The sequence below is a fragment of the Mucilaginibacter sp. SMC90 genome, from assembly GCF_022811725.1.
Classification (GTDB): Bacteria; Bacteroidota; Bacteroidia; order Sphingobacteriales; family Sphingobacteriaceae; genus Mucilaginibacter.
Genome location: NZ_CP094527.1, coordinates 2217345 through 2243878, shown reverse-complemented (window position 1 = coordinate 2243878; position 26534 = coordinate 2217345). Strand labels below are relative to the sequence as shown.

17 protein-coding genes and 1 tRNA gene are annotated in these 26534 nt (G+C 40.8%); 12 read left to right on the top strand and 6 right to left on the bottom strand.

What is annotated here, in order from left to right; genetic code table 11:
- Nucleotides 1-68: 68 nt before the first annotated feature.
- From MTO98_RS09490 to MTO98_RS09480, 3 genes are all read right to left on the bottom strand, one after another.
- Nucleotides 69-827 (bottom strand): hypothetical protein, encoded by a 759-nt coding sequence (locus tag MTO98_RS09490; protein WP_243486415.1) that lies wholly within the window; start codon nt 825-827, stop codon nt 69-71.
- 157 nt (nt 828-984) lie between these two features.
- Nucleotides 985-1278, bottom strand: coding sequence for a hypothetical protein (locus MTO98_RS09485; protein ID WP_243486414.1), 294 nt, complete (start codon nt 1276-1278; stop codon nt 985-987).
- A gap of 267 nt (nt 1279-1545) precedes the next feature.
- Entirely contained in the window at nt 1546-2049 is a 504-nt protein-coding gene (locus MTO98_RS09480) for a hypothetical protein (RefSeq protein WP_243486413.1), read from the bottom strand.
- Nucleotides 2050-2287: 238 nt separating this feature from the next.
- Here MTO98_RS09480 and MTO98_RS09475 point away from each other — a divergent pair, with 238 nt between their 5' ends.
- From MTO98_RS09475 to MTO98_RS09455, 5 genes are all read left to right on the top strand, one after another.
- Nucleotides 2288-3202 carry a toprim domain-containing protein gene (locus MTO98_RS09475; protein ID WP_243486412.1) on the top strand — a complete coding sequence of 305 codons (915 nt, stop codon included), beginning with the start codon at nt 2288-2290 and terminating at the stop codon, nt 3200-3202.
- A 186-nt stretch (nt 3203-3388) separates the two neighbouring features.
- Nucleotides 3389-3781 (top strand): plasmid mobilization relaxosome protein MobC, encoded by a 393-nt coding sequence (locus tag MTO98_RS09470; protein WP_243486411.1) that lies wholly within the window; start codon nt 3389-3391, stop codon nt 3779-3781.
- Nucleotides 3766-5058: a relaxase/mobilization nuclease domain-containing protein gene (locus MTO98_RS09465; RefSeq protein WP_243486410.1), complete on the top strand. Its 1293-nt coding sequence runs from the start codon at nt 3766-3768 to the stop codon at nt 5056-5058. The genes MTO98_RS09470 and MTO98_RS09465 overlap by 16 nt, the downstream gene beginning before the upstream one ends.
- A gap of 18 nt (nt 5059-5076) precedes the next feature.
- On the top strand, nt 5077-7086 hold the full coding sequence (gene mobC, locus MTO98_RS09460) for a conjugal transfer protein MobC (protein WP_243486409.1): 2010 nt from the start codon (nt 5077-5079) through the stop codon (nt 7084-7086).
- Between the two features lie 278 nt (nt 7087-7364).
- Nucleotides 7365-7700 carry a hypothetical protein gene (locus MTO98_RS09455; protein WP_243486408.1) on the top strand — a complete coding sequence of 112 codons (336 nt, stop codon included), beginning with the start codon at nt 7365-7367 and terminating at the stop codon, nt 7698-7700.
- Nucleotides 7701-7765: 65 nt separating this feature from the next.
- Here MTO98_RS09455 and MTO98_RS09450 read toward each other — a convergent pair whose 3' ends face one another.
- Nucleotides 7766-8635, bottom strand: a complete 870-nt coding sequence (locus tag MTO98_RS09450; protein ID WP_243486407.1) for a hypothetical protein — start codon at nt 8633-8635, stop codon at nt 7766-7768.
- A gap of 76 nt (nt 8636-8711) precedes the next feature.
- Here MTO98_RS09450 and MTO98_RS09445 point away from each other — a divergent pair, with 76 nt between their 5' ends.
- Nucleotides 8712-11717 carry a hypothetical protein gene (locus tag MTO98_RS09445; protein WP_243486406.1) on the top strand — a complete coding sequence of 1002 codons (3006 nt, stop codon included), beginning with the start codon at nt 8712-8714 and terminating at the stop codon, nt 11715-11717.
- Nucleotides 11718-11731: 14 nt separating this feature from the next.
- Here MTO98_RS09445 and MTO98_RS09440 read toward each other — a convergent pair whose 3' ends face one another.
- A complete protein-coding gene (locus tag MTO98_RS09440; RefSeq protein ID WP_243486405.1) occupies nt 11732-12133 on the bottom strand; it encodes a helix-turn-helix transcriptional regulator in 402 nt (133 codons plus the stop codon).
- Nucleotides 12134-12841: 708 nt separating this feature from the next.
- Here MTO98_RS09440 and MTO98_RS09435 point away from each other — a divergent pair.
- The 6 genes from MTO98_RS09435 to MTO98_RS09410 all read left to right on the top strand — a co-directional run bounded on the left by MTO98_RS09435 (nt 12842) and on the right by MTO98_RS09410 (nt 24158).
- Complete coding sequence (locus MTO98_RS09435; RefSeq protein WP_243486404.1) at nt 12842-14368, top strand: hypothetical protein; 1527 nt, start codon at nt 12842-12844, stop codon at nt 14366-14368.
- A gap of 44 nt (nt 14369-14412) precedes the next feature.
- A complete protein-coding gene (locus MTO98_RS09430; RefSeq protein WP_243486403.1) occupies nt 14413-17694 on the top strand; it encodes a hypothetical protein in 3282 nt (1093 codons plus the stop codon).
- A gap of 10 nt (nt 17695-17704) precedes the next feature.
- Nucleotides 17705-22063 carry a DUF6443 domain-containing protein gene (locus tag MTO98_RS09425; RefSeq protein WP_243486402.1) on the top strand — a complete coding sequence of 1453 codons (4359 nt, stop codon included), beginning with the start codon at nt 17705-17707 and terminating at the stop codon, nt 22061-22063.
- Between the two features lies 1 nt (nt 22064).
- Nucleotides 22065-22433, top strand: a complete 369-nt coding sequence (locus tag MTO98_RS09420) for an SMI1/KNR4 family protein (protein ID WP_243486401.1) — start codon at nt 22065-22067, stop codon at nt 22431-22433.
- 450 nt (nt 22434-22883) lie between these two features.
- Nucleotides 22884-22956 (top strand) — tRNA-Lys (locus MTO98_RS09415).
- A 173-nt stretch (nt 22957-23129) separates the two neighbouring features.
- Nucleotides 23130-24158: a LacI family DNA-binding transcriptional regulator gene (locus MTO98_RS09410; RefSeq protein ID WP_243486400.1), complete on the top strand. Its 1029-nt coding sequence runs from the start codon at nt 23130-23132 to the stop codon at nt 24156-24158.
- A gap of 3 nt (nt 24159-24161) precedes the next feature.
- Here MTO98_RS09410 and MTO98_RS09405 read toward each other — a convergent pair whose 3' ends face one another.
- Nucleotides 24162-26456: a GH92 family glycosyl hydrolase gene (locus MTO98_RS09405; RefSeq protein ID WP_243486399.1), complete on the bottom strand. Its 2295-nt coding sequence runs from the start codon at nt 26454-26456 to the stop codon at nt 24162-24164.
- Nucleotides 26457-26534 lie beyond the last annotated feature (78 nt).

The following is a 26534-nucleotide window of genomic DNA, read 5'->3' as shown; positions in this document are numbered from 1 at the left end:
CGCTTACAGATGCGGAAACATTTTTAAAATCTCAAAGGCGCTATCTCATGGTTTGCAAAAACGTCCTATCAATACCATCCGGTGTAATAACCACAGCATTCGCTCATCGTGTCCGCGCCATCCAAAATATTATCATAGCCAAAAATGTAATTGAAGGCAAGTACGCTGGCATCTGCTGCAATACCGACGATTACGCCCGCTACCTTCCTGAAAAAACCATCCGGCACCGGGTGTTGTGTTACCGACCCATTGGCAAATGCCCCCATCCAATAATAGCCGGAATAACGCAGTACCGATGCGGTCATTAATAATTTTGTCCTTTCACTTTCCGGGATATCGGCTTTTAAGATCATCGCCTCAGCATCCATTATCCGCCCTTTAAATACACTGTAGTGATCGAGGTCGTTTATTTGCGCCAGCGCATCGGCAAACATCCCCATAAATTTAAGGGAGGCATCCGTTAATGGTGCCGACATAAATACAGCCTTGTAATCCTTGCATACTGCCTGTAACAGGGCCGGGTTATGAAATTGTTTTACTGTAACACCCCTGTACTTTTTGAAATAATCAGATAGGTACCTTGAATTACCTGCCCAAGTAGTATCGCCGGTCCTTTTGTAATAATGCCTTAGCGAATCAAGGATAAGGTTATGAAGCCTGCCAATACTGTCCACCGGATTTGCTGCATTTGCGGCAGGATCGACAAATCGTAAATTTTGAGCCGTAACACTGCTGCTTGCTACTTTTAACGGTGAAACATTTTCTTTGCTGCATCCGGCCAGCACTACCATAGTGCAAGCCGTTAAAATCATCCATTTTCTTTTCATTTTTTTGTTGAATGTTATCCAACAAAGCAGCGGTTAATATTTATGGATTTTTCATAACCTCTTATAAGCTTATAATATTTTTCCTATGATGCCGGGCTATTTCGAAGTAGCGTTAAAAAAACAATATCCCGGAGAACGGGATACTGAAATTTTTTGATCACTTGTTTTTTGCTGCCGTAAGGGATTTGAGTTTTTGGCTTAGTTCGGTAAGCTCTGCCTTTCCCATACATTGCTGTATTACTTCCATGAGTTCTTTTGCTGAGCCTTCCGGCATGGCTGATAACAGCCCCGATGTTTCGGGGCTATTGTTTGTAAGCCCTGCTTCCATCACCTGCCCTAATAGCAATACCTGTTTGCGGCTGACCTTTAGGTCAATCTTTACCAATTCATTCATGCCGGGGCTTGCCAGCAGCGCATCATAGAGTACGCTCATCATTTGGTTGTTTTCCATCTTTCTTTCACATTTATCGTTAACACTAAACAAGGCTGTAAAAGTAATTTCAATGGACGGAAAAGCAGCCTTTAGAATTTAACGGCTTCGGCAACAGATTCCGTTAATGCATTCCTTCCTTTTTCGAAATTTCAATAGATATGGCAAGCCTGATAAGCAAAAGAAAAGGGGCTAAGAATAGCCCCTGAACCAAAATTCTCTGTGTATGAGAAAAGTGTTGCAATTTACAATTATTAGCCTAATTGCCTATTAATCTTTATGTAAACGTTACCGTTGCATCAACCTGTCATATTCAGCTGAAAAATCCGAACGGGAAATAGTCAGGTACCCGTTCATGCCTTTTGCAAATGCTTCTTTGGGAACCGACCTTAAAACTACTATGATTTTATCATCGGCGTATTTCCACGAGGTAACGTCGGTAGTTTCTTTTGCATTGAAGGCGAGTTTATATTTTTGACGCAGGTAACCTTCTACCTTTTGCTGGTCTTCAAATGTTTTCATTTTAAAAGAGAAACCGGCAAGCTGGTCTTTATAGGAAAGCAGCTCAACATGCGCAGGTAAAAAATCTTTGAAATAATAAGTGCTGTTTTTACTGACACCATAAGAAAACATATCCGTTGTAGTGAATAGGTTGCCTTTATGGATTTCCGGCACATCTTTTACGAAAGCCTCCATATCTTCATTAAAATGTACCTCATTTAAATCGACCTTTTTTTGTGCGGCACATCCCATACTCATAAGCATTGCAAGTGTCATTAGCATAAATCTCATATTCCCCTTTAGCTTTAATAATAATTGATGATTCTTTTTGAAATGCTAAGTAACGCATTGGGAATTTTGTTTGCAAAAACATCATTGCATTTTACACCGCTTTATGGATTGTACAACGCATTTAGTTTTGTTTGATTAAGGCAGCCTTTAGAATTTAAAGGCTGCCCGTTTTTGTAATTCCTTGCTCCTAATTTTGTTTCACATGCACTGCTTATAGTGGGATGATAAAACGTGAAGTATGGAAAATAACAGGCAGCGGTATTCTTTCGAGGATGCCAGGAAATTAGATCTGGTAGACTACCTGTCTACCATCGGGTTTGAACCCCAAAAAATTACCGGTAATAATTACTGGTACTATTCCCCGTTCAGGGAAGAAAAATCGCCCTCCTTTAAAGTTGACAGGAGGCTGAACCTATGGCATGATTTCGGTGAAGGCAAGGGCGGTAACCTGATCGACTTCGGTATCCGTTATCATAAATGTTCGGTAGCGGAATTTATGGCAAAGTTAAACGGGAATGTTTCTTTTTTGCAAATCCCCCAAAAGGAAAGAAATATAATACTGGAAGAAGCACCGAAGATCATTGTTACCGAAGTAAGGCAACTACGCCATTATGCTTTACTCCAATACCTGGAAAGCCGAAAGATCCCTGTGGATATTGCCGGTAAATTTTGCAGGGAGGCCACCTATACCAACGGTGGTAAGGAATACTTTGCGATAGCGTTTAAAAACGATGCGGGCGGTTATGAACTACGCAATAAGTATTTTAAAAATGGCAGCTCCCCCAAAGCTGTAACCCATATTAAAAACGGCCATAGTGCCATTGCTGTTTTTGAAGGCTTCTTTGACTTTCTTTCTTTTCAAACGCTCTTTAAAAATACCGACAAAATCAATTCTGATTTTCTTATCCTCAACAGCCTTTCATTTTTTGAAAAGTCAATGCCGCTTATGGAATCTTATAAAGAGATCAGGCTCTATTTGGATAACAATGCTGCAGGCCAAAAATTTACCGCCGCCGCTTGTAAACTAAGTGAAGCTTACCGCAGCGAAAGCGGCCTGTATAAAAGCCACGAAGACCTGAACGATTTTTTGTGTAAAAAGCCAATGGCGCAGGTTACTGTCCAGCAAAGGAAGAAAGGCATAAAGCCATCGTAATTAAATGCGGGCCCCAAACTGCATAGCGGCTACCATGCCCCTAAAAGCCACGGGGATTTCCGGCTTTGCCGAAATCCGCCAGATATACGGTTGTATCACAACCGGCTTCTGGCTGCCCTCACTCCGAAGTCGTGGGCAGGTGGCTTTCAAGTGTATAATCTATTTTTTAATTGAAAACGATACGTGATGAAGGATAAAAAAAACAACCGTAACAAATGGCTGCACCTGCGGCTGTCTGAGGACGAAAGAAAAGAAATAGAGGCCAATTTCAAAGCATCAGGCCAGGGCAACTTTAGTGATTATTCAAGGAGTATTATGCTATCCCAACCGATAATAAAAGGCTACCGCAACCAGTCCTTACAGGATGTAATTGCAGAGCTGACACTACTTCGCGGCGAGCTAAAAAGCATTGGCAACAACTTCAACCAGGCAGTGCATAAACTACATTTATTAAAGGGGACACCGGAGATAAAGGCCTGGTTCGTAAGCTATGAATTGGAAAAAAGGATGCTGCTAAAAAAGATTGAGGACATACATTTTATCATCAATAAAAGCTCCCTTTTATGGTTACAATCATAAGGCAATCCAAGTCCATCAAGGCAACATTTTATTATAACGAGAACAAAATGAAAGAGGGTGTAGCGGAGTGTTTTATGGCCGAGAACTATCCTTTGGAACTGGCTAAACTCACCGAACAGGACAGGTTAAAGATGCTTGAAAAAATGTCATCGCTCAATAAAAGCATCTACAATTGCCTGCATGTAACGCTGAACTTTGACCCCTCCGAAGACCTTTCCAGGCAACAGTTACAGGAAATTACAAGGGATTATATGGACAAGATCGGATTTGGCAACCAGCCCTATTTAGTGTATCAGCACTATGATGCAGGCCATCCGCATGTTCATGTGCTTTCTACAAACATCCAAATGAATGGTAAGGCTATCGGCTTCCATGACCTGTATAAAAAATCGGAACCCGCACGCAAGGAACTGGAACAACGCTATGGTTTAGTAAAGGCCGAAGGTAAAAATGCTTTGGCCTATGAACTTAAACCGCTTATTTTCCAGAAGGCCAGCTATGGCAAGACCGAAACCAAACGGGCGATCAATACGGTTCTTAAAGGCATCCTTTCCACCTATCATTACACCTCCCTGCCCGAATTAAATGCGGTGCTGGGCCTCTATAATGTAATGGCAGATAAAGGTACCGAAGGCTCCCGTACACTAAAAAACAATGGCCTTGTTTACCGGGTGCTTGATAGCTTCGGAAACCCCATTGGCGTTCCGATCAAAGCAAGTGTATTCTTTGGCAACCCCGGACTTAAATACCTTGAAAGCCAGTTTGCAAAGAATGAAAATCTGCGTTCGCCCCATAAGACGCGGATTAAAAACGCCATTGACCTTGCCATTATAAAAGAAGGCAGCATCGGCTTAAAACGCCTGATACAGGTACTTTCACGGGACGGCATTGATGTGGTGCTGCGGCAGAACAAGGACGGTTTACTCTATGGTATTACCTATGTTGACCATAAAAAGAAATGTGTTTTTAATGGTAATGACCTCGGTAAAGCCTACAGCGCAACTGCTATACTGCAACGGTGTAGCCCCATACCACCGCAGGCCAAAGAACAAACCACAAAGGCAATTAAACAACCATTGAAACAAGCAGGTGCCATCAGGAAAAGCATGAGCAGCGATGCTACCAATACAACACCGATGCCTTCAACCCCTGTGGCGAACCCTGCCGATAAAAGCCTGCTGGAAGAACTCATGCAGGCCGAATACAACAATAATTACCTGCCCTATGAATTGCGGAAGACACGCAAGAAAAGGAAAAAACGCAGTACCCATTTATAAACTTAAAACTAAAGCGAAATGCAGACAGGAGAAAACGAACAGGCTTTAAGAAAGATTACGGACATGACAAGGATGATGGCAATAGCCCTTTTGTCACTCCACTTTTATTATTATTTATATGCCGCTTTCCACGAGTGGAAGCTTACATCAACCTTTTCAGACCGTTTAATAAACAACATCATCCAGACAGGGCTATACAGTAATTTCCAAAAATCAAAGCTGATCGCCCTGGCTTTCCTTTTTATTTCGCTTCTGTCCGTTAAAGGCAGGAAGGACGAAAAGCAGACCTATAAAGCGGCCTTTGCTTATTTAATATCGGGACTGCTGGCTTACTTTATAAGCTGCCTTTTGTTGCTTATCAAGTGGCCGTTTACTACACTTGCCATTATTTATATAACACTAACATCTTTGGGTTTTATGCTTGTATTATCGGGTGGCACCATGCTTTCAAAGATCATAAAAGATAGCCTGGAAAACGATATTTTCAATAGCGAAAACGAAACGTTTCCACAGGAAGACCGGTTACTTGAAAACGAATACAGTGTAAATTTGCCTGCCAGGTACCGGCTTAAAAATAAGGTCAGGGATTCGTGGATCAATATTATAAACCCTTTCCGCGGCCTTTTGGTATTGGGTACGCCCGGTGCAGGCAAGAGTTACTTTGTCATACGCCATGTTATTACGCAGCACATCAAAAAGGGCTTTGCCATCTTCACATACGATTTCAAGTTTCCGGATTTATCGGTAATAGTTTATAATACCTGGTTAAAAAACAAGGACAAGTATAAAGGTAGGTCGGCCTGTTATTTTATCAACTTCGACGACCTGACCCGCAGCCACCGGTGTAACCCATTGGAGCCTTCCGGGATGCTTGATATTACCGACGCGACAGAATCGGCACGTACAATACTTATGGGGCTTAACCGCGAGTGGATCAAAAAGCAGGGTGATTTTTTCGTAGAATCACCTATTAACTTCTTATCGGCTATCATCTGGTTCCTTCGTAAATACGAGGATGGCGCCTATTGCACATTGCCCCATGTGATCGAATTTATGCAACTGGATTATGATAGTTTATTTACCGTACTTGGATTGGAAAAAGAGATCGAAGTGCTTATCAATCCCTTTGTCAATGCCTATCTCAACGACGTAATGGAACAACTCGAAGGACAGATCGCATCGGCAAAAGTAGCTATGGCAAGGCTGTCCTCACCCCAGTTATACTATGTACTTTCAGGTATGGATTTCACGCTGGATATCAATAACCCTGATGAACCCAAGTTGGTCTGCATGGGCAATAACCCACAAAAGATACAGATATACGGTGCTGTATTATCACTCTATGTAAACAGGTTGGTAAAGCTGGTTAACCAAAAAGGGAAGCTGAAAAGCAGCCTTATATTTGATGAATTCCCGACAATTTATTTAAATGGCATAGACAGCCTGATCGCAACGGCAAGGAGTAACAAAGTAGCTACAACACTGGGTATCCAGGATGTTTCGCAATTAAGAAAAGACTATGGCCGGGAGCAGGCAGATGTTATTATGGGAATCGTTGGAAACATCGTATCGGGGCAGGTTACCGGAGATACTGCCAAGCAGTTATCAGAACGTATAGGCAAGATCATGCAGGACCGCCAAAGCCTTTCTATCAACCGTCAGGATACATCTATCAGTAAGAGCAAACAATTGGAAGCAGCCGTTCCTGCCTCAAAAATAGCTGCTTTATCCAGCGGGGAATTTGTCGGTATGGTAGCAGACGACCCCAATAACAAAATAGCATTAAAAGCTTTCCATTGCGAAATCTTAAATGACCATTCGGCTTTAAAGGCGGAAGAAAATAGCTACAAACCTATCCCCGTATTAAGGCAGATTGATAATGCGATGGTACAAAGAAACTACCTTCAAATAAAACAGGAGGTGCAGGATATTGTCGATTCCGAAATAGCCCGGATGAACAATGATCCCGCATTAAGCCACCTTGTTATACAAAAATCAAAAGCAAATCCTTTACCGCCCGAATCCTGATGCGAAATGATTTTCCGCCTTCCCCTGATCCCAAACCCTTATCCGGCATGACTTAGGCACTTGATTATTTGAATTTAGCAAGGTGAATTTTGCAATTTGGAAGTCCTGCGAACAAATGCAGGACTTCTTTTTTGTAAATCATTAACTATATAAATGATGAATATTTGAAGGGCAAGCTATATTTTGAAGCCTGTTATGGCAGCAAACAGGAACACAAAAGAAAAACACCTGCAATTATTAAATGAGCGTTACCTGCTTTTATTAATAAAGCTCAAACGATGGGCAGGGAGATCCAGGCGTTAGGCGGCAACCTACCGGAAATTTCGGCAACGGGGCTGTACGATGGCCTTATAGATAACCAACAAGACCTGAAAGAAAAAGCGAAACTTTTTGATAACGAGTGGGTGGATGAGGTGATTACTACTATGGATACACTTTCACGCCCCTGTACGATCAAAGAATTAACGGAGCTTATTTATAGTAATGATAACCGTTACAGTATGTCTACTATCCACATCAATGTAACCCGTACAATCCGCCTTCTTAATAAAAACAAGCTTGTGGAGAGGTATAATAATTGCTCCCAAAAATATATCCTCCGGAAGTTTTTCTGATAAAGGTTTACCTTAAAATATAAAAAAGCGTGTCCGGTTAACAGGTATCTTATTGGCTTTTTTAATTACTTCCATCTTTTACCAAGACTTAAGCCTACAAAGAAAGATGCCTGGTAGGGATAAGCTTTTTTATCAGCCATGATCGATATTTTAGAGCTGTAAAATGCTACATTGCCCCCTATGGAAACTGCTTTTATAAATGCTTTTGGCCTGTCGGGTTCAATGATAAAATAGCATTCGGCAAATAAACCGGGTAAATATTTTATTTCGCTCAAGCCCTTGCTCCAACTGTCTTTGCCGAGAATGGTGCCGGGTTGCATAAAATGGCTGTCGTTACCGGCGCTATATTTTTCCGATTGAAGATGTGCTACCGGCTCCGGGAAATAATCAACATAAATCAATTTGAGGTAGTAGGGCTTCAGCAAAGCTAATGCAGGCCCTGCGATGTATCGAAAACTTACCGACATATTACCATCCATCAAGGCGGGGAACAGCATTTGTTCTTTACCAAAACCTAATTGTAAAGTGTAGGCGTTATTGATCTTGCCGAAAATGTAAGGCGACGTTTTACCGAGGTCATTATAACTGCTTGCCTGGCCTTGTTGCTTAATTTCCTTTTCATGTTTGATCTCTGAAAAATAGAGTTGCCAGATGGTTTTGTTATGATGTTTTTGCCCATGAACATATTGCACACCGCCACTCCAACCATTGGTGTTCAATCTGCCGGATAAAGAAAATGCATAATTGTAATTGCTGTCAAGTCCCCATTTTTCAGCGTGTTTCTTCCATTGTTTTACAGCGTTAACATTTTTATTTCCCGCTTCTTTTACTTTAAGCAACTGCTCCTTACCTCCATCCCAAACGCCTTGCTGGGCAAGGCTTTTAGATGAATGTAATAATAAACAGAGCAATGTGAAAAATATTGGTTTAGGCATCGTGGAGGGGTTTTGCCGAACAGCAATGTTAAGATTTTTAAATTTATTTAAGCACTTTTGTGGGCGTTCCTGACCTATGGATGCCCTAAATCTTATCAAGTCTTTTCTTACCTACCTGTTTCTGACAGCATATATTTTCATGGGGCTAACGTCACAAATTTCAGCGCAAACGGCTCCCCCATATAACAGGTTTCAATTCCATAACAATAAATGGAAGGCTTTGCACACGCCTTTATTTCAGTTGTATTTTCCTGTAGGCTATGATAGCCTTGCCAGTTTTGCATCGGTACAGCTTCCGGATATTATCACCGAAGCAAAGAAAGCTACCATGACTGATGTAAAGGGTACGCCAAACATTATTATCTATCCATCGCTCGATCAGTTGTATGAATCCAATATCGGTATGCATCAGCAAGAGGTGCAGACTTTCCCGACCATCAATTTAAAAGGCGACAGGGTAATGGTAGCTTTCGACGGCTCTTTTGAACATTTCAGGGAACATATAAAGAAGGCGTGGGTAAGGCTGCTGTGGGAGGAACAATTTAAAAACGACGCGGAAGAACAACTTACCAATAAACAACTGTTGATACCCAATTGGTTTAAAGAAGGCTGTATAGATTATTTTGCAAAAGGCTGGAGCATCGAAAATGAAGCAGCTTTACAACATGTACTTACAAGGCCAGTCACGCAAAACTTTGAAGCATTAACACAGCAACAGCCTTCATTAGCGGGACAAGCCTTTTGTTATTTCCTATCGGAAAAATACAGGCAGGATGCTACGATGCAAATCTTTTTTCAATTGCGCCAAGGCAAATCGTTATCGCGTGGTATAAGGCTTGTAACAAAAAGAAGGCTTGATACTTTGACTTCGCAATGCTTTACTTATTATAAAAACAGAAATTTACAGGATAACGATAACCCTAACGATACGCTGCAATCCTTTCTGGAAAAGGCATACAAGGCACAACTGTTTTCGATGAAGTTCAATGCGGATAGCAGTGCGGCCTGTTTCATCATGCAAAAAAATAACAGGCGGGAAGTATATGTCATCCCGACAAAAGATCTGTATAACGACAAATCGGACAAACGATTAAAAATAAAACCTTTCAAACACTATCTTTTGCCGCCCTGGTTGAACGAACATACAAATGACGTTTACCCGCTTCAATATTTCCCGGAAAAAGGACAAAGTATAGTATTGATAATGCCCGTAAAAGGAAAACTGAAATGGCTGGCCTTTAATGAAAATGGCGTTCCAAATACTGACCGCATCTTTTACGGCGTAGACGGCATTAATGCCTCCACACAATGGAACGCAGGCCGATGGCTGCTTTCAGCATACAGAAGGGGAAAGAGCGATATTGTTTCTTACGATATCAATACGCTTCGATATACACCGCTTACAAAAGATAATGCCGATCATACCGAACTGACTTTAGCCAAAGGCAATAAGTCTATCATCGGATATAGAAGCGGTTATCCGGCTGACAGCCTTTACCATACCGATACGCTTGCCAAACCGTATGGCATTTACCTTAAAACGATAGATGGAAACCTAAAAGATGTTGCACAGGGCAAAGAACCATTGGTCTCAAAAGATTTCGCTTATATTTCCTGGCATATGCCTGATTTTACAGGTGAAAGTTATACCGTTATCCAAACCAAAAATGGTTATCAGCTTAAGGAAACGTTTAACCCCAGTCAATTGCCATTAAGCAACACAAGCTTATCTGTAGCCGCAAGTCCTTGGTTAAAAGATTATCTGAAAGATCTAAAAACGAAAGATAGCATCAAAACTTTATTGGCAAAGGCAAACAGTGGCGGGCCATCGTTTTTGCAAAAAGTATTACATCCCGAAGATGAGAAGCATGTTGCGCAACTGCATGAGGACAGTGTTAGAAGAGCCGTAGCTTATACCTATAAAAAAGTAAGCCCTTATGTGCTACAATTATACAGCGCGTATTTCAGTGCGCAGGTAAATAACGATTATTTTATCAACCGCTATCAACCCTTTCAGGCCTACCTTGGAACCTTTAAGTTTCCGGAAGTAGGCGCTATGGTGCAAGGTGGTTTCAGCGACCTGTTGGAGAACCATCAATTCAATATCGGCTACCGTTTACCCGCCGGTACCGAAGGCAGCGACTTCTTTACACGTTATGAAAACGATACCAAAAACACGGATTGGCATTTACTTTTTTTCAGGAAAGTAGAAAGCCTCGACCCTGATCCTACCAGGGATTGGAGAGACAATAAAGGCAACCCATATCCTGCCGCTGCCAAGGTAAAAACACATTATTACGAACTGGGCTTTCATACACCATTGCATTACGATTGGTCGTTGGATTATAGCCTCGCAGCGCGCAGGGACCAAACTATTTTTCTTTCCACCGACCGGTATAGCCTCGATTATGAGGACCTGCTATCGTGGTGGGGCATTGGTAATATAGCATTGAAAGTTCATAAGCTCCAACCTACCATACCATTACTGGAAAGAGGTTGGGAAGGCAAGATTTTGTTGGATGGCATGGCATCTACGGGCAAGCAATCTACAATGCTCATGGGTGTACAAATAAATGCAAGTATCAGCCAGCCTTTGGTAAAAGACATTACCCTGGTAGTGCGTGCGCAAGGTGGCTACAGCGCAGGCCCCAGTAAAATACTCTATAATTTTGGAGGCCTTGATAATAACCTGGTAACGCGTGTAGATACATCCGTCCACTTTGCACAGGATGCGCCTTTCGCGTTTCAAACACTTGTAACACCTTTCAGGGGTTATGAGCAAAACAGTATTTACGGCAGCCGGTACGGCTTATTGAACGTGGACGTTTATTTTCCGGTTTTTAAAACCTTAATTCCGCTACAAACATCATTTACATCCCTTCAAAATTTACAGATCGGTTTATTTACCGACATTGCCAAAACTGCCGGAGCTACAGGGCTTCCGCTAAAAGATGATCAGTTAAATTCATTTGGTTATAGCATAAGAACCATGCTGGCAGGTTATCCCATCCGTTTTGATATGGCATGGCCGGGGCGCTTCAGCAAAAGTCCGGTTTGGTATTTGTCACTGACGTTGAAATAAACCTTCATTATATTTCAACTATTACTTTTAAGTAGGGATTCCAAAAGGGTATTTTTTTCCCGTTCGGCTTGAAGTAGCCTTTCATATAAAGCCTTATTTTCCTCCATAATCTTGATAAGCTTTTCCAAAGGATTAAAATTATAATGATAAAGCCGCGATTCGTCATTCATATTTTCAATATTTATTACGACATTATCCTCATCAAAATTTTCCAAAGCTTCAACGGATACCGTTAATGCTTCTGCAATTTGTTGTAGCTTTTCCCTTTCAACCTCTTCGCTTTGCTCTATTTTTGACAGTGTCTGGCGTGAAATACCCAATATTTCGGCCAAAGTTTCCTGTTTCAGCCCACGCATCCTCCTAAACTTTTCAATGTTTTTACCTACCGAAATTGGATGTCTCGAAAAATTATTCATTGGACAAAACGTTTTTAGCTGTAAAAATATATCGAATGATTTACATGATGTAAAGTTTTTTTTACCATCATGTAAACTCCGATTTTACATTGTGTAAACTATCCTTTTGGATTTGTAAAATTGTGATTGCAAACTGTTGATTATCAATAAAATGATTCTTTACATTATGTAAGTTGAAATCTTACAAAATGCAACCTTTCACTTTACAAAATGCAACCTAAATTTCTTTGCAATAATTAAGATGCATCATATTTTTGCTTTTAAACATAGAAATTGTTTCGTGCTTGTTTTTTTGCAAAGTTGTAATAATTATTAGCAGTATGGGGGATTTTAGTAGGCACATAGGGGAAATTTCCCCATCCTAAAAACGGGAAAAACCTCGTAAAAATTTGCACACCTTATGTACATTTGTTCTTATTAAGATGAAAATCAATGGTTTTCTTTTTAATTTATAATTTGAAAAAAGTTTTTTAGTCGGCCATCTTTTGGCTTTTCGCATAAATAATTTTGCCTTCTTCGAAAATAAACCAGTCAGAAGTTAAGATATTGGAATTAAACAATTTTTATGATCTTATTGATATATGGTTACTTCTCGAAAAAAAGTAAATTTTGACTCTACTGATCTACTACTGTACGCCATCTAGCTTTTTCAATCCTATTCCCTAAAATATAAACGTTGCGGTCTTCGTGCGTAAAATTTTACTCTTTTTGCTTATAAATTCTCTGTTTACTTGCTTATCGGATAGCCAGCTATTCGCTCAGGAGGCTCAGGAAAATATAGACAATGCAACTATATACATTAATCACAAAGCTTCGACCCTTGAAAAAACGGTTGATATCACAGGTAGTTTACAACGTAAGTTATTAAAACGCTTACAACGAAAAGAAGATAAAATGCTGCGCAAGCTCGCCAAGCAGGATTCCTTTTTATACAAACAATACATTCAGCAACACCTTACTTACGATTCTATAGCTGCAATTTCAAGGGATACTTCAAGGCTGCCTCCCACCGTCGGAAATAATACGATTATTGATAGCCTCAAAGGAATTCAGCGTTTTATTCAAAGTCAGGAAGGCAAATTAAGCGCCTCATCAGCATCCCTAAAAGCTGTTGGCATTTCAATACCGCAAAGTGATCAGCTTAACGCATTGCAACAGAAGCTCAATGAGCAGTCAAACATCGACCAGTTGATACAACAACATACAAACGATTTAAAACAATTAGCAGGCAGCTACAATATAAATGGCCTGCAAAGTATTCAGAAGGATGTGTATTACGCACGTGAGAAGATTAAAGCTTATAAGGAACTCGCCGATGATCCGGATGAAGCCGAACAAAAAGCTTTAGAATATCTCCAGGGAACTGAAGGTTTTGATAAATACCTGAATTCAAGTTCCGGTAATAATGCCTTTGGAGGTTTAGGCAATGATGCTTCAGCGGCAGATTTGCAGCGTTTAGGCTATCAGACAAAAAGTTCTGTAAGTGATGCCATCCAACAGAAATTGGGAGATAACCTTGGTGCGATTCAACAGCAGATGAGCCAGCAAATACAACAATACAGCGACAAATTAAACGGGCTTAAACAAAAGGCAGATGCCTTAAAAGCTAAGGCTGATGAGGTAAAACAAGGTATTACTGATGTACAAGGGGCTAAAGACAAATTAAAAGAAGTAGATGCACCTGACTTCAAGCCCAATAAAGAAAAAGGTAAACCATTCTGGCAACGAATTACCACCCAATATAACTTTCAGACTTCCCGTGCAACAGTTGATGGGCTTAAACCGGCCATGCTTAATCTGGGTGCAAATATTGGCTATAAACAAACGGAACGATTAAGTTTTGGGGTAGGACTGGCGCTCAATACAGGTCTTGGCCGGGACTGGCAACATTTAAAATTAAGTTATGAAGGTATCAGTTTAAGGGCTTTTGCTGACCAGCTTTTCATTTACGGTTTTAGCTTTCAGGTTGGATATGAAAGGGCTTTTATCCCGGCAAACAGGCCTTACCTTGTCGCAAGCACCGACCCATCTATAAATAATCCCAGCAATTCTAACTCCGACAATGCGTTACAACAAGCCTTTGGTGGACAGCAGCAGACTGCTTATATCGGCATCATGAAACGGTACCGGATAAGCAACAAGTTAAGCGGAACTTTTTTGGCAGGTTACAATATCCTTTGGCATGAAGAAGGCCAGAGAAGCCCCTGGATACTCCGATTAGGTTGGGAAAAATAAAAATCAATTCACATAAAATCAAAACCTAAACAATTATCGTCCCTATGAAGCACACTTTACTAAGGCTTTTTTGCATCGGGTTGGCTTTTCTACCGATTTCGGTAAATGCCCAAGACCCGCATCAGACCGTCAATCCAACACAACTGGATGTCAATATTCCTTCACCGAACGCGGCAACGTTTAATAAGTTCGGCAATATACCGGTAAGTTATTACACCGGCATCCCTAACATCAGTATCCCAATTTACACAGTGGAGGTTGGGAAGCATTCTTTGCCTATAAGCGTTAGTTACCATGCGGAGGGCATTAAAAATAATGACCTTTCAAGCGACGTAGGACTTGAATGGAATCTGAATGCAGCCTATACCATTACCCGAACCATCCGGGGAAAGCCGGATGAACATGGGTATGTAGGAGCTAATGATTCTTCTCGTGTCGCCTGGACAGCTACTTCAAGTAATGCCTCAAATATAGATACAATGAAGGCTTCGGCTAAAAATTTATTGGATGGGCAGCCTGATGAGTTTAATTTCAATATCGGCTCCGCATCCGGTAAATTTATATTATCGCCGCATGATCATAAATTCATTGCAGATGAAGATATTAAAGTTGAATATACCTTCAATACTGATGGCTTTTTATTTGTCCTCACGGATAATGCTGGTGTCAAATATTATTTCAACGATTATTCAACGACTTTATCCCAAGGGTGTGGTGATGATCCCGGTTCATTTAGCAATCCAAGTACTTGGTTTGTTTCCAAGATAATATATCCTGATACAAAAGATAGCCTCGTTTTTAATTATATCACGGAAAATATTACCATCAACAATCATGGTCAAAGCGTGACTTATGATGTCGGCTCAGGTCAAAGCCCATTAGCAAAAAACAGGACATGTGAGACTTACGCATTTATAACAGAAAAGAAGATTTCAAACATTACGTTCCCAAATGGTAATGTCGCTTTTACCTATAACAAACCAAAATTAGAGATAGCAAATTCAAATGCACTTACTTCCATAGAGGTGTTTGATAACCAAAACAACAGCTTTAAGAATTTTCATCTTGGACAATCCTATTATAATTCAACGTCTACAGACAATACAGCAAAAAGATTAAAACTGGATTCCGTTTGGTCTACAGGCGCGGATGGCCTTATTGCGGACAAATATCTTCTTTCATACAATGGGGAAGATATTCCGGCCTATCAATCCAAAGCCCAGGACATCTATGGTTTTTATAACGGAGCCAACAATTCAAGTCTGATTCCGGGAAATACCTATGTTCAATCAGATGCAAATGGTATGCATTTTTATGTTCCTGGTGGCAACCGTGCAATCGATACCGCTCTTTGTAAAAAAGGCATACTGAATAAAATAACTTATCCTACAGGAGGCTTCACACAATTTGACTACGAATCAAATGACTATGGGGCAATAGATTCCATCTTTACTACAGTAACAAAAACTGCGTATGCCAATTGTACGGCTAATGTCAACCCAAACACAGAAACAACGACTACAAATTTTACAATAAATTATAACCAGACCACTCAATTAACCACAACCGGCAATGCATTTAACTGTACCGGAGATATAAGGAGCTTAACTTTAAAAGATCTGACCACTAATCAGGTTATCGCAAGCACCCTGTATGGAGGGGTGACAAATATCGGGTTAGCAGCGGGACATACTTATAGCCTGATTGCAGTAGCTGATTGTTCGGGTGCAGAAGCGAACATGCTGACTTGTGCCGAAAGCTTAGGCGGCTCTTTGGATTATAAGACCTTTTCGGGCATAGTGCATAAATACAAACTTGCGGGTGGGGTGAGAATAAGAAAGATTACTGATTATGATCCTTTTTCCCAAGTGTCAAATGTGAGAAATTTCAGTTACGTTGTTCCCAGCGATCCTGCCAAGTCAAGTGGCACATTAATGTTCGAGCCAAGATATGATTATACTACCCATTGGATATTTGATGAAAACGCTGCCGCATATGCCCAATCACCCCAACAGGGGCCTTCTAATGAAGTACCATTATTCGTTCCAATTGCCTCATTTGTGTATACTTCTGACGTAAATAATGTAAGTCAAAACAATGATTATATTGTTGGTTATGGCTATGTAAAAGAAACCATTGGTATTAACGGTGAAGGTGGCAGTACGATCTATAATTATGGTATTTTTGATGCTAACCTGTCGCTTAATTATCCTTTCGTTCCGGTTACCAGCTACAAACACAGGAACGGGTTATTATTGAATTCCCAGTCTTACGATGCTGGTTCAAATCTTCAAAAAACGGTAAATAATTATTACAGCTTTATTCCTAATGGTTCTATCTCTGCATGGAAAGCATTTTACCTAACGTTTATGACCCAGACGTTTGCACCCTGGAATAGCACCCAAGAGCAATTACAGAGTATTTCATATAAGTATGTAAGCGAGAAAATAAGACTTGACAGCACTGTCAATACAATATATAGTGGCCCTCAAGCTGTTGCGGAAACGCAATATAATTTGTATCTGGATGCTACAAAATATTATCCTTACCAAACAGGAACCTATGGTTCTGGTTCCGAGGATATAAAAATTTACACTTGGCGCTCCTCAGATTTCAATGTCACGCCAACAACGGGGTTGACGGGAATGTCAAAGGCCCTCAGGTACATGCAGGATAACCATCTCAATAATTATCCTGTAGAGACCTATACGACAAATAATGGCCTCGTTACCCATGCTTCTATTACTGAATACCTATCCAATGATCTTGGTTATACCCAAAAGATTTTACCTTCTACAATTTATGGCCTGGAAAATCCAACATCGATAAATAACTATGCCTCTGTTAGTCATACTATAGCATCTAATCAGGACGTGCTTGCTAAAGATTTAAGGATGACTGCTGAGGTTAGCTATTCCAACTATGATATAAACGGCAATGCACAAATCCTTATTGGTAAGGGAAACAAGCTTTTGTTAATGTTATATGGGTATGGTAACCGGTTTCCTATTGCCAAACTAAAAAACATTGATTCTACCTCCCTTAAGAATTATCTTTTGGCAAATCCAGGTATTCAGTCCACTATTTTAAATCCCACGGATGATCAATCACTTAGGAATGCCATCCAGCAAATCAGGTCAAATTTTCCTAACGGCTTCGTAAGTGGCTTTACTTACAATCCATTGGTAGGAATAACGTCCATGACGGATCAAAACAATTTGGCCACCTATTATAACTATGATAGTCAGGGCAGGCTTATCAATATAAAAGATAAGGATGGGAATGTCTTAAAATCTACAACCTACCAATATCAAGGCGCTCAATAAAACAAACAACATGAAATCATTTATAAAGAACCTACAAATTAAAAATGCAGCATGGTTGTCCGTTTTGACGCTATGCGCTGTTCAAACTCAAGCACAGCAACTTTCTTTACCGGCCAATAATATACCTACGGGTGCTACTATCACACTCACTCCGTCGGATTCTGTCTATCCAGGCTTGACTAATATGACCAATGCCTCAGGTAAATATAATTATATAAGGACTGTAACACCCGATGTGCCTTTGCAAAGCCTTCCCGGAGGTGGTATCTATGATCGTGTAACCACCGATTATTTCGATGGGCTTGGCAGGCCTTTGCAAACCGTTGGGCAAAGATCACACGCTGATGGGAACGATATCGTTGTACCGCATGTTTACGATGCATTGGGAAGGGAAACCTACCAATACCAGCCTTTTGCAGCGCCAACAGGAATACTTGCGAATCCTGGCAAAATGAAACTCAGTGTAAGCACGCAGTTACATGGATTTTATAACCAGGACAGCGTGGATGAACAACCTTATACCCAAACTATTTATGAAAGTTCCCCCCTAAGCCGCGTGACAGAACAAAGATCACCGGGTAAAAGTTGGGTGGGGAGTGGACGTGGTGAAATAATAGGCTATGGAAGCAATAGTGCAAATGAAGTTAGGCTTTGGAATATTACAGCGGCTAACGGAGCTATCCCAACATCCAGCGGCTATTATAATGCAGGGACGCTATATACTACGCGTACCACGGATGAAGACGGAAAATATTCGACTGAATATAAAGATAAGTTTGGCCGCCTGATCCTGAAAAAATCCTATGTATTGGATGATCATGGTGGTGATGGTGGTTTCGCCATGACATACTATGTTTATGACGACCTTGGAAATCTTCGATTTGTAATGCCCCCTCTGGCAACACAACAAGTAGATATCATGGGTGGAGTATATTCGGTAAGTACCGATGTCTCTAATAACCTTTGCTATACTTATTTCTACGACGAACGCAACCGTTTAGTAGAGAAAAAGATAGCCGGTAAAGATGTCGAATACTATGTCTATGACAAAAGAGACAGGTTGGTGATGTCTCAGGATGGCCTTTTAAGAACATCATACAAGTGGAATTTTATAATCTACGATTCACAGGACAGGCCGCTGATGACCGGCTACTACGGTTTTGATGCCAATGAGCCAAGAACAACCGTCCAGGGCTATATCAACGACGCACAGACTTATGCCACCAACAATTTATTCTATTACCTTAAAAATTACAATCAATTTAACCAATACCCCACAATACCAATTCAGTACTGTTCTATTTATACCTATAACTATTATGACGATTATTCCAATCAACCCGGTTTCAGTTTTGATGCAAACCAATTTTCAGGGATAACCATCCCGACTAATGGTACTGTTGTCTCGTCTAACTATTCAACGTTTACTCGTGGATTACCCACAGGCACCAAAATCCGGGTACCTATTCCGGATAGCCCCAGTGTAGATAAATGGTTGTCTTCTGTTAACTACTATGATGATAAAGGCCGGTTGATACAAACCCAAAGCGATAACCTTTCAGGTGGTAGGGAGATCAGCAGCAATATTTATTATTTCCAGGGAGAACTTTATAAAAACATTTTAAGACATCAAAATTTAAACGCCCACACAATTCCAGGCGCCAGCGACGGCCCGCATCCCACCTTTACTTTGCAAAACACTTTTCAGCGTAATTTAGGTGTAGATGGTGGTAATGACCGGGTATGGAAACATACCCAAAAGATTGATAATGGACTGGATTATGAGCTTGCTTACTATGATTATGATCATTTAGGCAGGGCTGTAACTAAACAATTTACAGCAGGCTACCTATTGCAGGAGTATAACATGCGGGGCTTTTTAAAGCAGCTTAACTTCCGTAACCCTAATGGTACTACAACTGATACCATCTTTCAGGAACAATTGTATTACGATATCGGTTTTGGGAACAAATTCTATAATGGAAATATTGCAGGTATTACATGGAGGCTCCACAATGGAACGCGAAGATCCTACGGTTATAGTTATGATAACCTAAATAGATTGACCCATGCTGAATCAAGGCAATGGGATGGTTCGGCTTGGGGAAAGGCAACCGATTTTACAGCCTCTAATATCACCTATGATTTCAATGGTAATATCCTAACCATGAACCAGATGGCACCGGTAGCCGGAAACAATATTCCAATGGATATCCTGAGCTACAAATACAGCCCGAATAGCAATAAGTTAATCAATGTAGCGGATGCAGGTACCGTTAATGCCTCCTTACCTGATTTTAAGGATGGATCTACCAATGTAAATGCAACAGAATACCAATACGATAACAATGGTCACCTAACCGAAGATGATAATAAATACATCACATCCATCACTTACAACTTCTTAAATAAACCTGAAAAGGTAACTGTAGGTGGTACTACGCCTGGAATTATTACTTATACTTATGACGCTTTGGGCAATAGGCTTCATAAAAAAGTTTATAACTCACAAACAGCGCAAACAGAGAATTGGGACTACATTGGCAATTTTGTATATAAAGACAACACACTGCAATATGTCTTAAATGACGAAGGCCGTGCCCGTCCAATAGCCGCTGATAGCGTACCTGGTAGCTCAACCGGTACACCTACTAAGTTTGTTTATGACTATTTTGTAAAGGATCATTTGGGTAATGTCCGTTCAACAGTTACGGCCAACCCTATGTCCTATGCTTACCTCGCAAGACACGAAATTTCAACGGCCAATGTAGAACAATTGATATTCGATAATATCCCCAATGTACGCGATTTAAAGCCGGGAAGCATTGATCCCAATGATGGTATGGCAGCGAGGCTAAATGCATCAGACCCAAGTACAAGGGTTGGTACAGCAATACTCTTAAAAACTTTTCCAGGTGATAAATTCAAGATTAGTGCCGACGCTTTTTATGATGGCGAGTATGAAAACCAGGGTAATGTTAATGGCGATGAAATAGTACAATCCCTATTTAGTGCGCTTACTGGCGGTGCTACTTATGCCGGTGTACCAATGTCTGAGTTGCCGGATAACATAAAAACCATCAATACATTATTCAGCAACCCTAATCTTGCGGAAACCATTCAACAACTTTCTGAGGTAAACGATAATCCTGAAGCACCAAAGGCACATTTAAACTACCTGTGGTTTGATGAAAGATTTCAACTTGACCCTAACCTAAGCGGAACCATCCAGGTGCCGGTAAATAACAATGGTACAGGTGGGTGGGTAACATTGTCACCACATAATAACAGCAATAACGTTGTCCTTTGTACCACCTGTAATGGGAATGTGAACCCAGGGTATATATTGGTTTATATCGATAACCAAAGCATTGGTAAAGATGTGTGGTTTGATAATGTGGCTATCACTGAATATACAAGTGAGGTTACGGAAGAAGATCATTATTATCCTTATGGATTGTGCATGAATCTTATTCCTTCCAGCAATGTTCCTAATGGTGTTCAACAACCTAAAAAGTACCAAGGTATAGATTTAGAAAAGCACTTTGGCTTGGAATTGTGTGAGACACCAAATCGCGGACTTGATCCTCAGTTAGGAAGATTTAATTCAATTGATCCTAAGGCAGAAGAAACAATTTTCCTAAGTCCTTATTCAAGTATGGATGATAATCCAGCTTCTGGGGTAGACCCATTGGGACTGAAAACCGGTTGGTTTGAAACCAATCTGGCGATGGGCCTTAATCAAACCGTTGATGCAGTAGCAACTGTGGCAAGAACCGTTCCGATTCCAGGAAATTATACTTCCTACTATAGAAGTCTTGGAAGAACAAACTTCACGCCGCAAGAACAAGCAGAAGATTTTCAAAATGGCTTAAATACTATTATGATTTTGGCGGCTCCGATTCAAATGGTTGCAAGCGAAGCCTTACCTGTTGCAACTGAATTAAAAGAGGAATCATCGGTTGTTAATGAAAGTACAGCGGCATTTAATGAATTAAAATCAGGATTCGGTACCTTTGTTAAATCAGGTGAAAATGCGGCAACCAAAACTGAAGCATATCCGAATGGAAGTTTTTCTGTATCTAATTGGGAAGGATATCCATCAGGTGGACCAAAACCTAAAGGGCCATTTAGATTAATAGAAGGAACAGAATACGATAACGCGAGGAAATTAGCTAATAAAACAAATAAAGGAATTAGAGCTGCAAATCCCGATGCATTAAAAGGTCTTCAAATTCATGAAGTTAAACCGATAAAATTTGACGGTAGTCCCGTCGACATGGCGAACAAAATATTCTTAACACCAAAAGAACACGCTCAATACACCAATTTTTGGAACAAAATAATGAGACAAGCAAAATCAAATTAAAATGATAACAATAGATAAAAATCCAGCACCTAAAAAAGAAGATATAGATTTTTTCGTTAGAAATGTAAATTTTCAGATGCCTGTTGGTTTTATTGATTTTTTCAAAGAATCAAACGGTGCTGATATTAACAAAAACGGCGATTTCATTCTTCTATGGCCTATTACCGATATGTTAGAATTAAATGAAGATTATCAGGTAAATGAATATGCCCCTGAATTCTTTTTAATTGGTTCTGATGGAGGCGATACGGCATTTGCTATAGAAAAATCTACTGGGAATGTTTATGAAATGCCATTCATTGGTATGTCTAAGGATGAAGCAATTTTTATAACTAATACATTCTCTGATTTTTTAGGGATTTCTAATTGATTTGTTATAAAAAGATTTATTAAAATTCTTTTGAGAAGAATCAAAACAAAAGCCGGCTTCATAACAAGCCGGCTATTAAATGGGTGTGACACCTTTGTTTATCGAAGGCTAAGGTTGTTATAATAGGATCACGATTTCATATCCTGTAAAACCTTTTCCTTGTTTTTCATTTAGGCGCAAATTGATAATTGATTTGTGTTTTCATATTGAATTTACTATCTTTGCAATACTAACGAAGTTCTTTAAAACGAATTAAAACAGGTTATAAGATATGTTGCCCCAATCGTGGCCCCAATTTTAAAAACCTTTGAAATCACGCTAAAAAGCGCGATTTTCCGATAAAAAAGTGATCCCAGCGGGATCACAAAGCCTTTGAAAAGAGGCTTTTTTATTTAAACCAAAGCTGCCTTTAAACAGCCTCGCCTTAGTAAAGCGAAAAATTTAAAGAATGATTCCGTAGCTCAGCCGGTAGAGCATAACACTTTTAATGTTGGGGTCCTGGGTTCGAGTCCCAGCGGGATCACAAAAGCCACTCCAAAAGGGTGGCTTTTGTTGTTTTAAGCATACATCAGAACAGACAGAGGATCGCTTTCACAAACACCAACAATCAGAGCCGCTACCGGCACAGACTACAGAACACCTTTTTTCGTTATATTGCTCCTACAATTCAGCCAACCAATTAAACTTTGCTAAAAAATGACCGGCGGTAATAAAAGCGATAAGGTAAATATGAAAACGCTTGCGAAAGAGCTTAATCTTTCAACCGCAACAATATCGAAAGCACTGCGTGATAGTTACGATATCAGTCCTGAAACCAAACTGAAGGTAATGGAAGCAGCAAGACGCTTAAATTACGTACCAAACGCATATGCCAGCAGTCTTCGCAAACAAAGCAGTAATACGATAGCTATCATCATACCAGAAATTGCCGATAGTTTCTTTAGCCAGGCCATTAACGGAATTGAAAGCGTTATCGCTCCCAAAAAATATCATGCACTGATTTACCTTACCCATGACAGTTATGAACGAGAGGCATCGATGTTTAATGATCTGGCCAGTGGCCGGGTTGATGGCCTCATCATGTCGATAGCCAGCAGTACACACGATACAGGCCATATCAAAACATTACAGGAAACAGGCATCCCCATAGTTTTTTTTGACAGGGTGTGTGAGGATATTACTGCAGATAAAATTGTAACTGATGATTACGCCAGCGCTTACAACGCTACTGTTCATCTATTGCAGGCAGGATGTAAAAATATATCACTTGTTACCATCAGCGGCTACCCTTCTATTTTATCGGCCCGCGAGCAAGGGTATCGACAGGCCTTAAATGACAATGGGTTTAAAGCTCAAGATACAGGAATAGTAACCTGCTCCAATAAGTATACTGACGAAAACGTTGGTATGATTAAAGCTCATTTAACGACTGTTAAACCCGATGGCATTATTGCTACGGTTGAGCAGTTGGCAACTGCAACTTACCTGGCCTGCGATGAGCTGAAATTACAGATTCCCTGTGATGTAAAAGTTGTTTGTTTTACCAACCAGATTACAGCAGCCATACTTAACCCACCGCTTACTACTGTTTTGCAGCCTGCTTATGAAATGGGTAAACAGGCTGCCGAAATACTTTTCGGCCGCCTGTCCGGAAGGCTTAATGAGCCTGATCAGGAGCTGGTGATGCCGTCACAATTGATTGCGAGGGCATCTACAGCATCTTAACAATTAATCTTTTTGAGGGATGTTGGTCATGGTGAAAGCCAATGTGCCACCGTGACTGATTTGCTCATGAGATATCACATGATCTTTTATAGGTACACCATTAAAAGTTACTGATTTTACGTATTTGTTTTGGGTAGATAAACCAGTGGCCTTAATCACCAGCTTGTTTCCGTTTTGCAGGTTTAAGGCAATGTATGGAAACTGGGGAGCACCAATACTGTAAGTACCCGATGCCGGCGTTACAGGGTAAAAACCCATGGTACTAAAAATATACCATGCTGATGTTTGGCCGCAATCATCATTGCCGTTTATGCCAATCGGGGCATTTCTGAAATTTTGCCATGAAGTGTGCTGCCTCACCAGTTCCTGGGCTTTCCATGGCATACCGCAATAGTTGAACAAGTAAATGTAATGGTGACCAGGCTCGTTATCGGCACGGTAATGGCCGTCGTTAAAATTGTGGGTCAATTTATCAGCAAATGCTTTTTCACCGCCCATAAGGGTGATCATTCCGGGTACATCCTGCATGGCTCCAAAAGTATATGTCCATTTTGTACCTTCAGTGAAACCACTATCCGGCTGGGCCGACCAGCTGCCATCAGCATTACGAGGGGCCATAAAGCCGGTTGAAGTGTTATAGACATTTTTATAATTTTTGCTCCAGCCCATCAATTGGTTATAATCGCCTGTTTTGCCTAAAGCCTTCGCAAGCTGGGCAACGCAGTAATCATCAATACCATACTCAATAGTGCGCGATACCGATTCCCTGGTTTTATCAACCGGAACATAGCCTAGCTTATGGTAATTGGTCAACCCTCCCCTTGCCTCAAAGCTTGTCCACAGGTCACGGTCGCCCCATTTTTTCTGAACATCGCCATCGGGTGCGGTAAAAGCGTCTTTATGCAGGGCTTCGTAAGCTAAGGCAGCGTTGTAGCCTCTAAAACCTTTTATATAAGCATCGGCAATTACAGCATCGGCATGGGTACCTATCATGATATTAGTATAGGTTGGATTAGGCCACATTGGCATCCAGCCGCCCTCCTGGTACATTTGCAATAGCGATTTCACCATATCATTTACACGCTCGGGCTGTGTAAGGATGAGCAGCGGATGCAAGGCCCTGAAGGTATCCCACAATGAATAATCGTTGTAAGAAACACCATTGTGAATTTTATCATCAAAAGCACTGTAATACCTGCCATATTCTGAAAACTCCCTTGGGAAAAGCAGGGTGTGGAACATGGCTGTATAAAAAATGGTCTTTTGCCCGTCGGTGATATCAGCTACCTGTACTTTTTTCAATTGCTGCTGCCAGGTATCGCGGGTGTTTTTCACAACCTTTTCAAAGTCCCAGTCTGGAATCTCCTTTTTAAGGTTATGGCGGGCCTGGTCAACGCTGATAAATGAAGTGGCTACCGTAACTTTCACAACCGTACTGCCTGTTGTTTTAAAGGATACGTAAGCCCCCATACGGGTGCCAAATTGTTCCTTGCTTTTCTTTTTAATGGTTTGATTATCCCAGGTGCCATAACTGCGGATGGGTTTATCAAACTTAATAATAAAATAACCCTTAAAGTTTTTAAGCGGAGGCCCAAGTTGCGCCGACTGCCTGTCGGGGTTGTAGCCGGTTATCTCGTTATTTACGGTATCAATATGTACATATCCACGCAGCTCTTTCATCCTCAGTTTAAAATCGTTGGCCCAATCGGTAAGTGCCGGATTAAGATTGATACCCTGAATGATGAGATGTGCCTGATCTGCCTTTGGGAAAGTAAAGCGGAACATACCGCAGGTGTTGGCTCCGGCTATCTCGGCTTTGATGCCTGCGTTGGCACCGGCTTTTAGTTTTACCGAATAGTAATAAGGTTTGGCTACCTCATCTTTGTGATCAAACATTAGCTTACGCTCTTCGGGCAGTACGCGCAGGTTGCCGATTTGTGGCATTACAGATACGTAACCATAATCTCCCATCCAAACAGTTGGCTGGTGCGAGGCCATCAGGCCTATCACTGAGTTATCCTCATAGGTATAACTCATTTTGCTCATTTTGTTTTCGCCGGTTTGGGCAACAAAATTGGTCATGGCAAATGGTACGTTTACGCATGGCATCGTGCCACCACCATCAAGTCCTTTGGCAAAACCAGTTGAGGCTGTGCCTATAAGCGGATTAACATAATCAACCTCATCCTTTTTTACTTTGGCCGCCTTTTGCTGTGCGTTTGTTGCAGCAGTGACCATCGAAAGCAATAGCAACGGGTATATGTTCCGTTTTAATTTCGGGCAAATGTTTAAGATCATTTCAGATAGATTTTTAGGCGTGTTTAAACAGGCTTGGCAAATCTCTAATTTTTCAGATCATATCTGTAAAAAGCCTGA

What these genes read in the sequence shown, in the direction of transcription:
- MTO98_RS09490 (WP_243486415.1), bottom strand. Translation starts at nt 827, where the DNA reads ATGAAAAGAAAATGGATGATTTTAACGGCTTGCACTATGGTAGTGCTG.
- MTO98_RS09485 (WP_243486414.1), bottom strand. Translation starts at nt 1,278, where the DNA reads ATGGAAAACAACCAAATGATGAGCGTACTCTATGATGCGCTGCTGGCA.
- MTO98_RS09480 (WP_243486413.1), bottom strand. Translation starts at nt 2,049, where the DNA reads ATGAGATTTATGCTAATGACACTTGCAATGCTTATGAGTATGGGATGT.
- MTO98_RS09475 (WP_243486412.1), top strand. Translation starts at nt 2,288, where the DNA reads ATGGAAAATAACAGGCAGCGGTATTCTTTCGAGGATGCCAGGAAATTA.
- MTO98_RS09470 (WP_243486411.1), top strand. Translation starts at nt 3,389, where the DNA reads ATGAAGGATAAAAAAAACAACCGTAACAAATGGCTGCACCTGCGGCTG.
- MTO98_RS09465 (WP_243486410.1), top strand. Translation starts at nt 3,766, where the DNA reads ATGGTTACAATCATAAGGCAATCCAAGTCCATCAAGGCAACATTTTAT.
- mobC (WP_243486409.1), top strand. Translation starts at nt 5,077, where the DNA reads ATGCAGACAGGAGAAAACGAACAGGCTTTAAGAAAGATTACGGACATG.
- MTO98_RS09455 (WP_243486408.1), top strand. Translation starts at nt 7,365, where the DNA reads ATGGGCAGGGAGATCCAGGCGTTAGGCGGCAACCTACCGGAAATTTCG.
- MTO98_RS09450 (WP_243486407.1), bottom strand. Translation starts at nt 8,635, where the DNA reads ATGCCTAAACCAATATTTTTCACATTGCTCTGTTTATTATTACATTCA.
- MTO98_RS09445 (WP_243486406.1), top strand. Translation starts at nt 8,712, where the DNA reads ATGGATGCCCTAAATCTTATCAAGTCTTTTCTTACCTACCTGTTTCTG.
- MTO98_RS09440 (WP_243486405.1), bottom strand. Translation starts at nt 12,133, where the DNA reads ATGAATAATTTTTCGAGACATCCAATTTCGGTAGGTAAAAACATTGAA.
- MTO98_RS09430 (WP_243486403.1), top strand. Translation starts at nt 14,413, where the DNA reads ATGAAGCACACTTTACTAAGGCTTTTTTGCATCGGGTTGGCTTTTCTA.
- MTO98_RS09425 (WP_243486402.1), top strand. Translation starts at nt 17,705, where the DNA reads ATGAAATCATTTATAAAGAACCTACAAATTAAAAATGCAGCATGGTTG.
- MTO98_RS09420 (WP_243486401.1), top strand. Translation starts at nt 22,065, where the DNA reads ATGATAACAATAGATAAAAATCCAGCACCTAAAAAAGAAGATATAGAT.
- MTO98_RS09410 (WP_243486400.1), top strand. Translation starts at nt 23,130, where the DNA reads ATGACCGGCGGTAATAAAAGCGATAAGGTAAATATGAAAACGCTTGCG.
- MTO98_RS09405 (WP_243486399.1), bottom strand. Translation starts at nt 26,456, where the DNA reads ATGATCTTAAACATTTGCCCGAAATTAAAACGGAACATATACCCGTTG.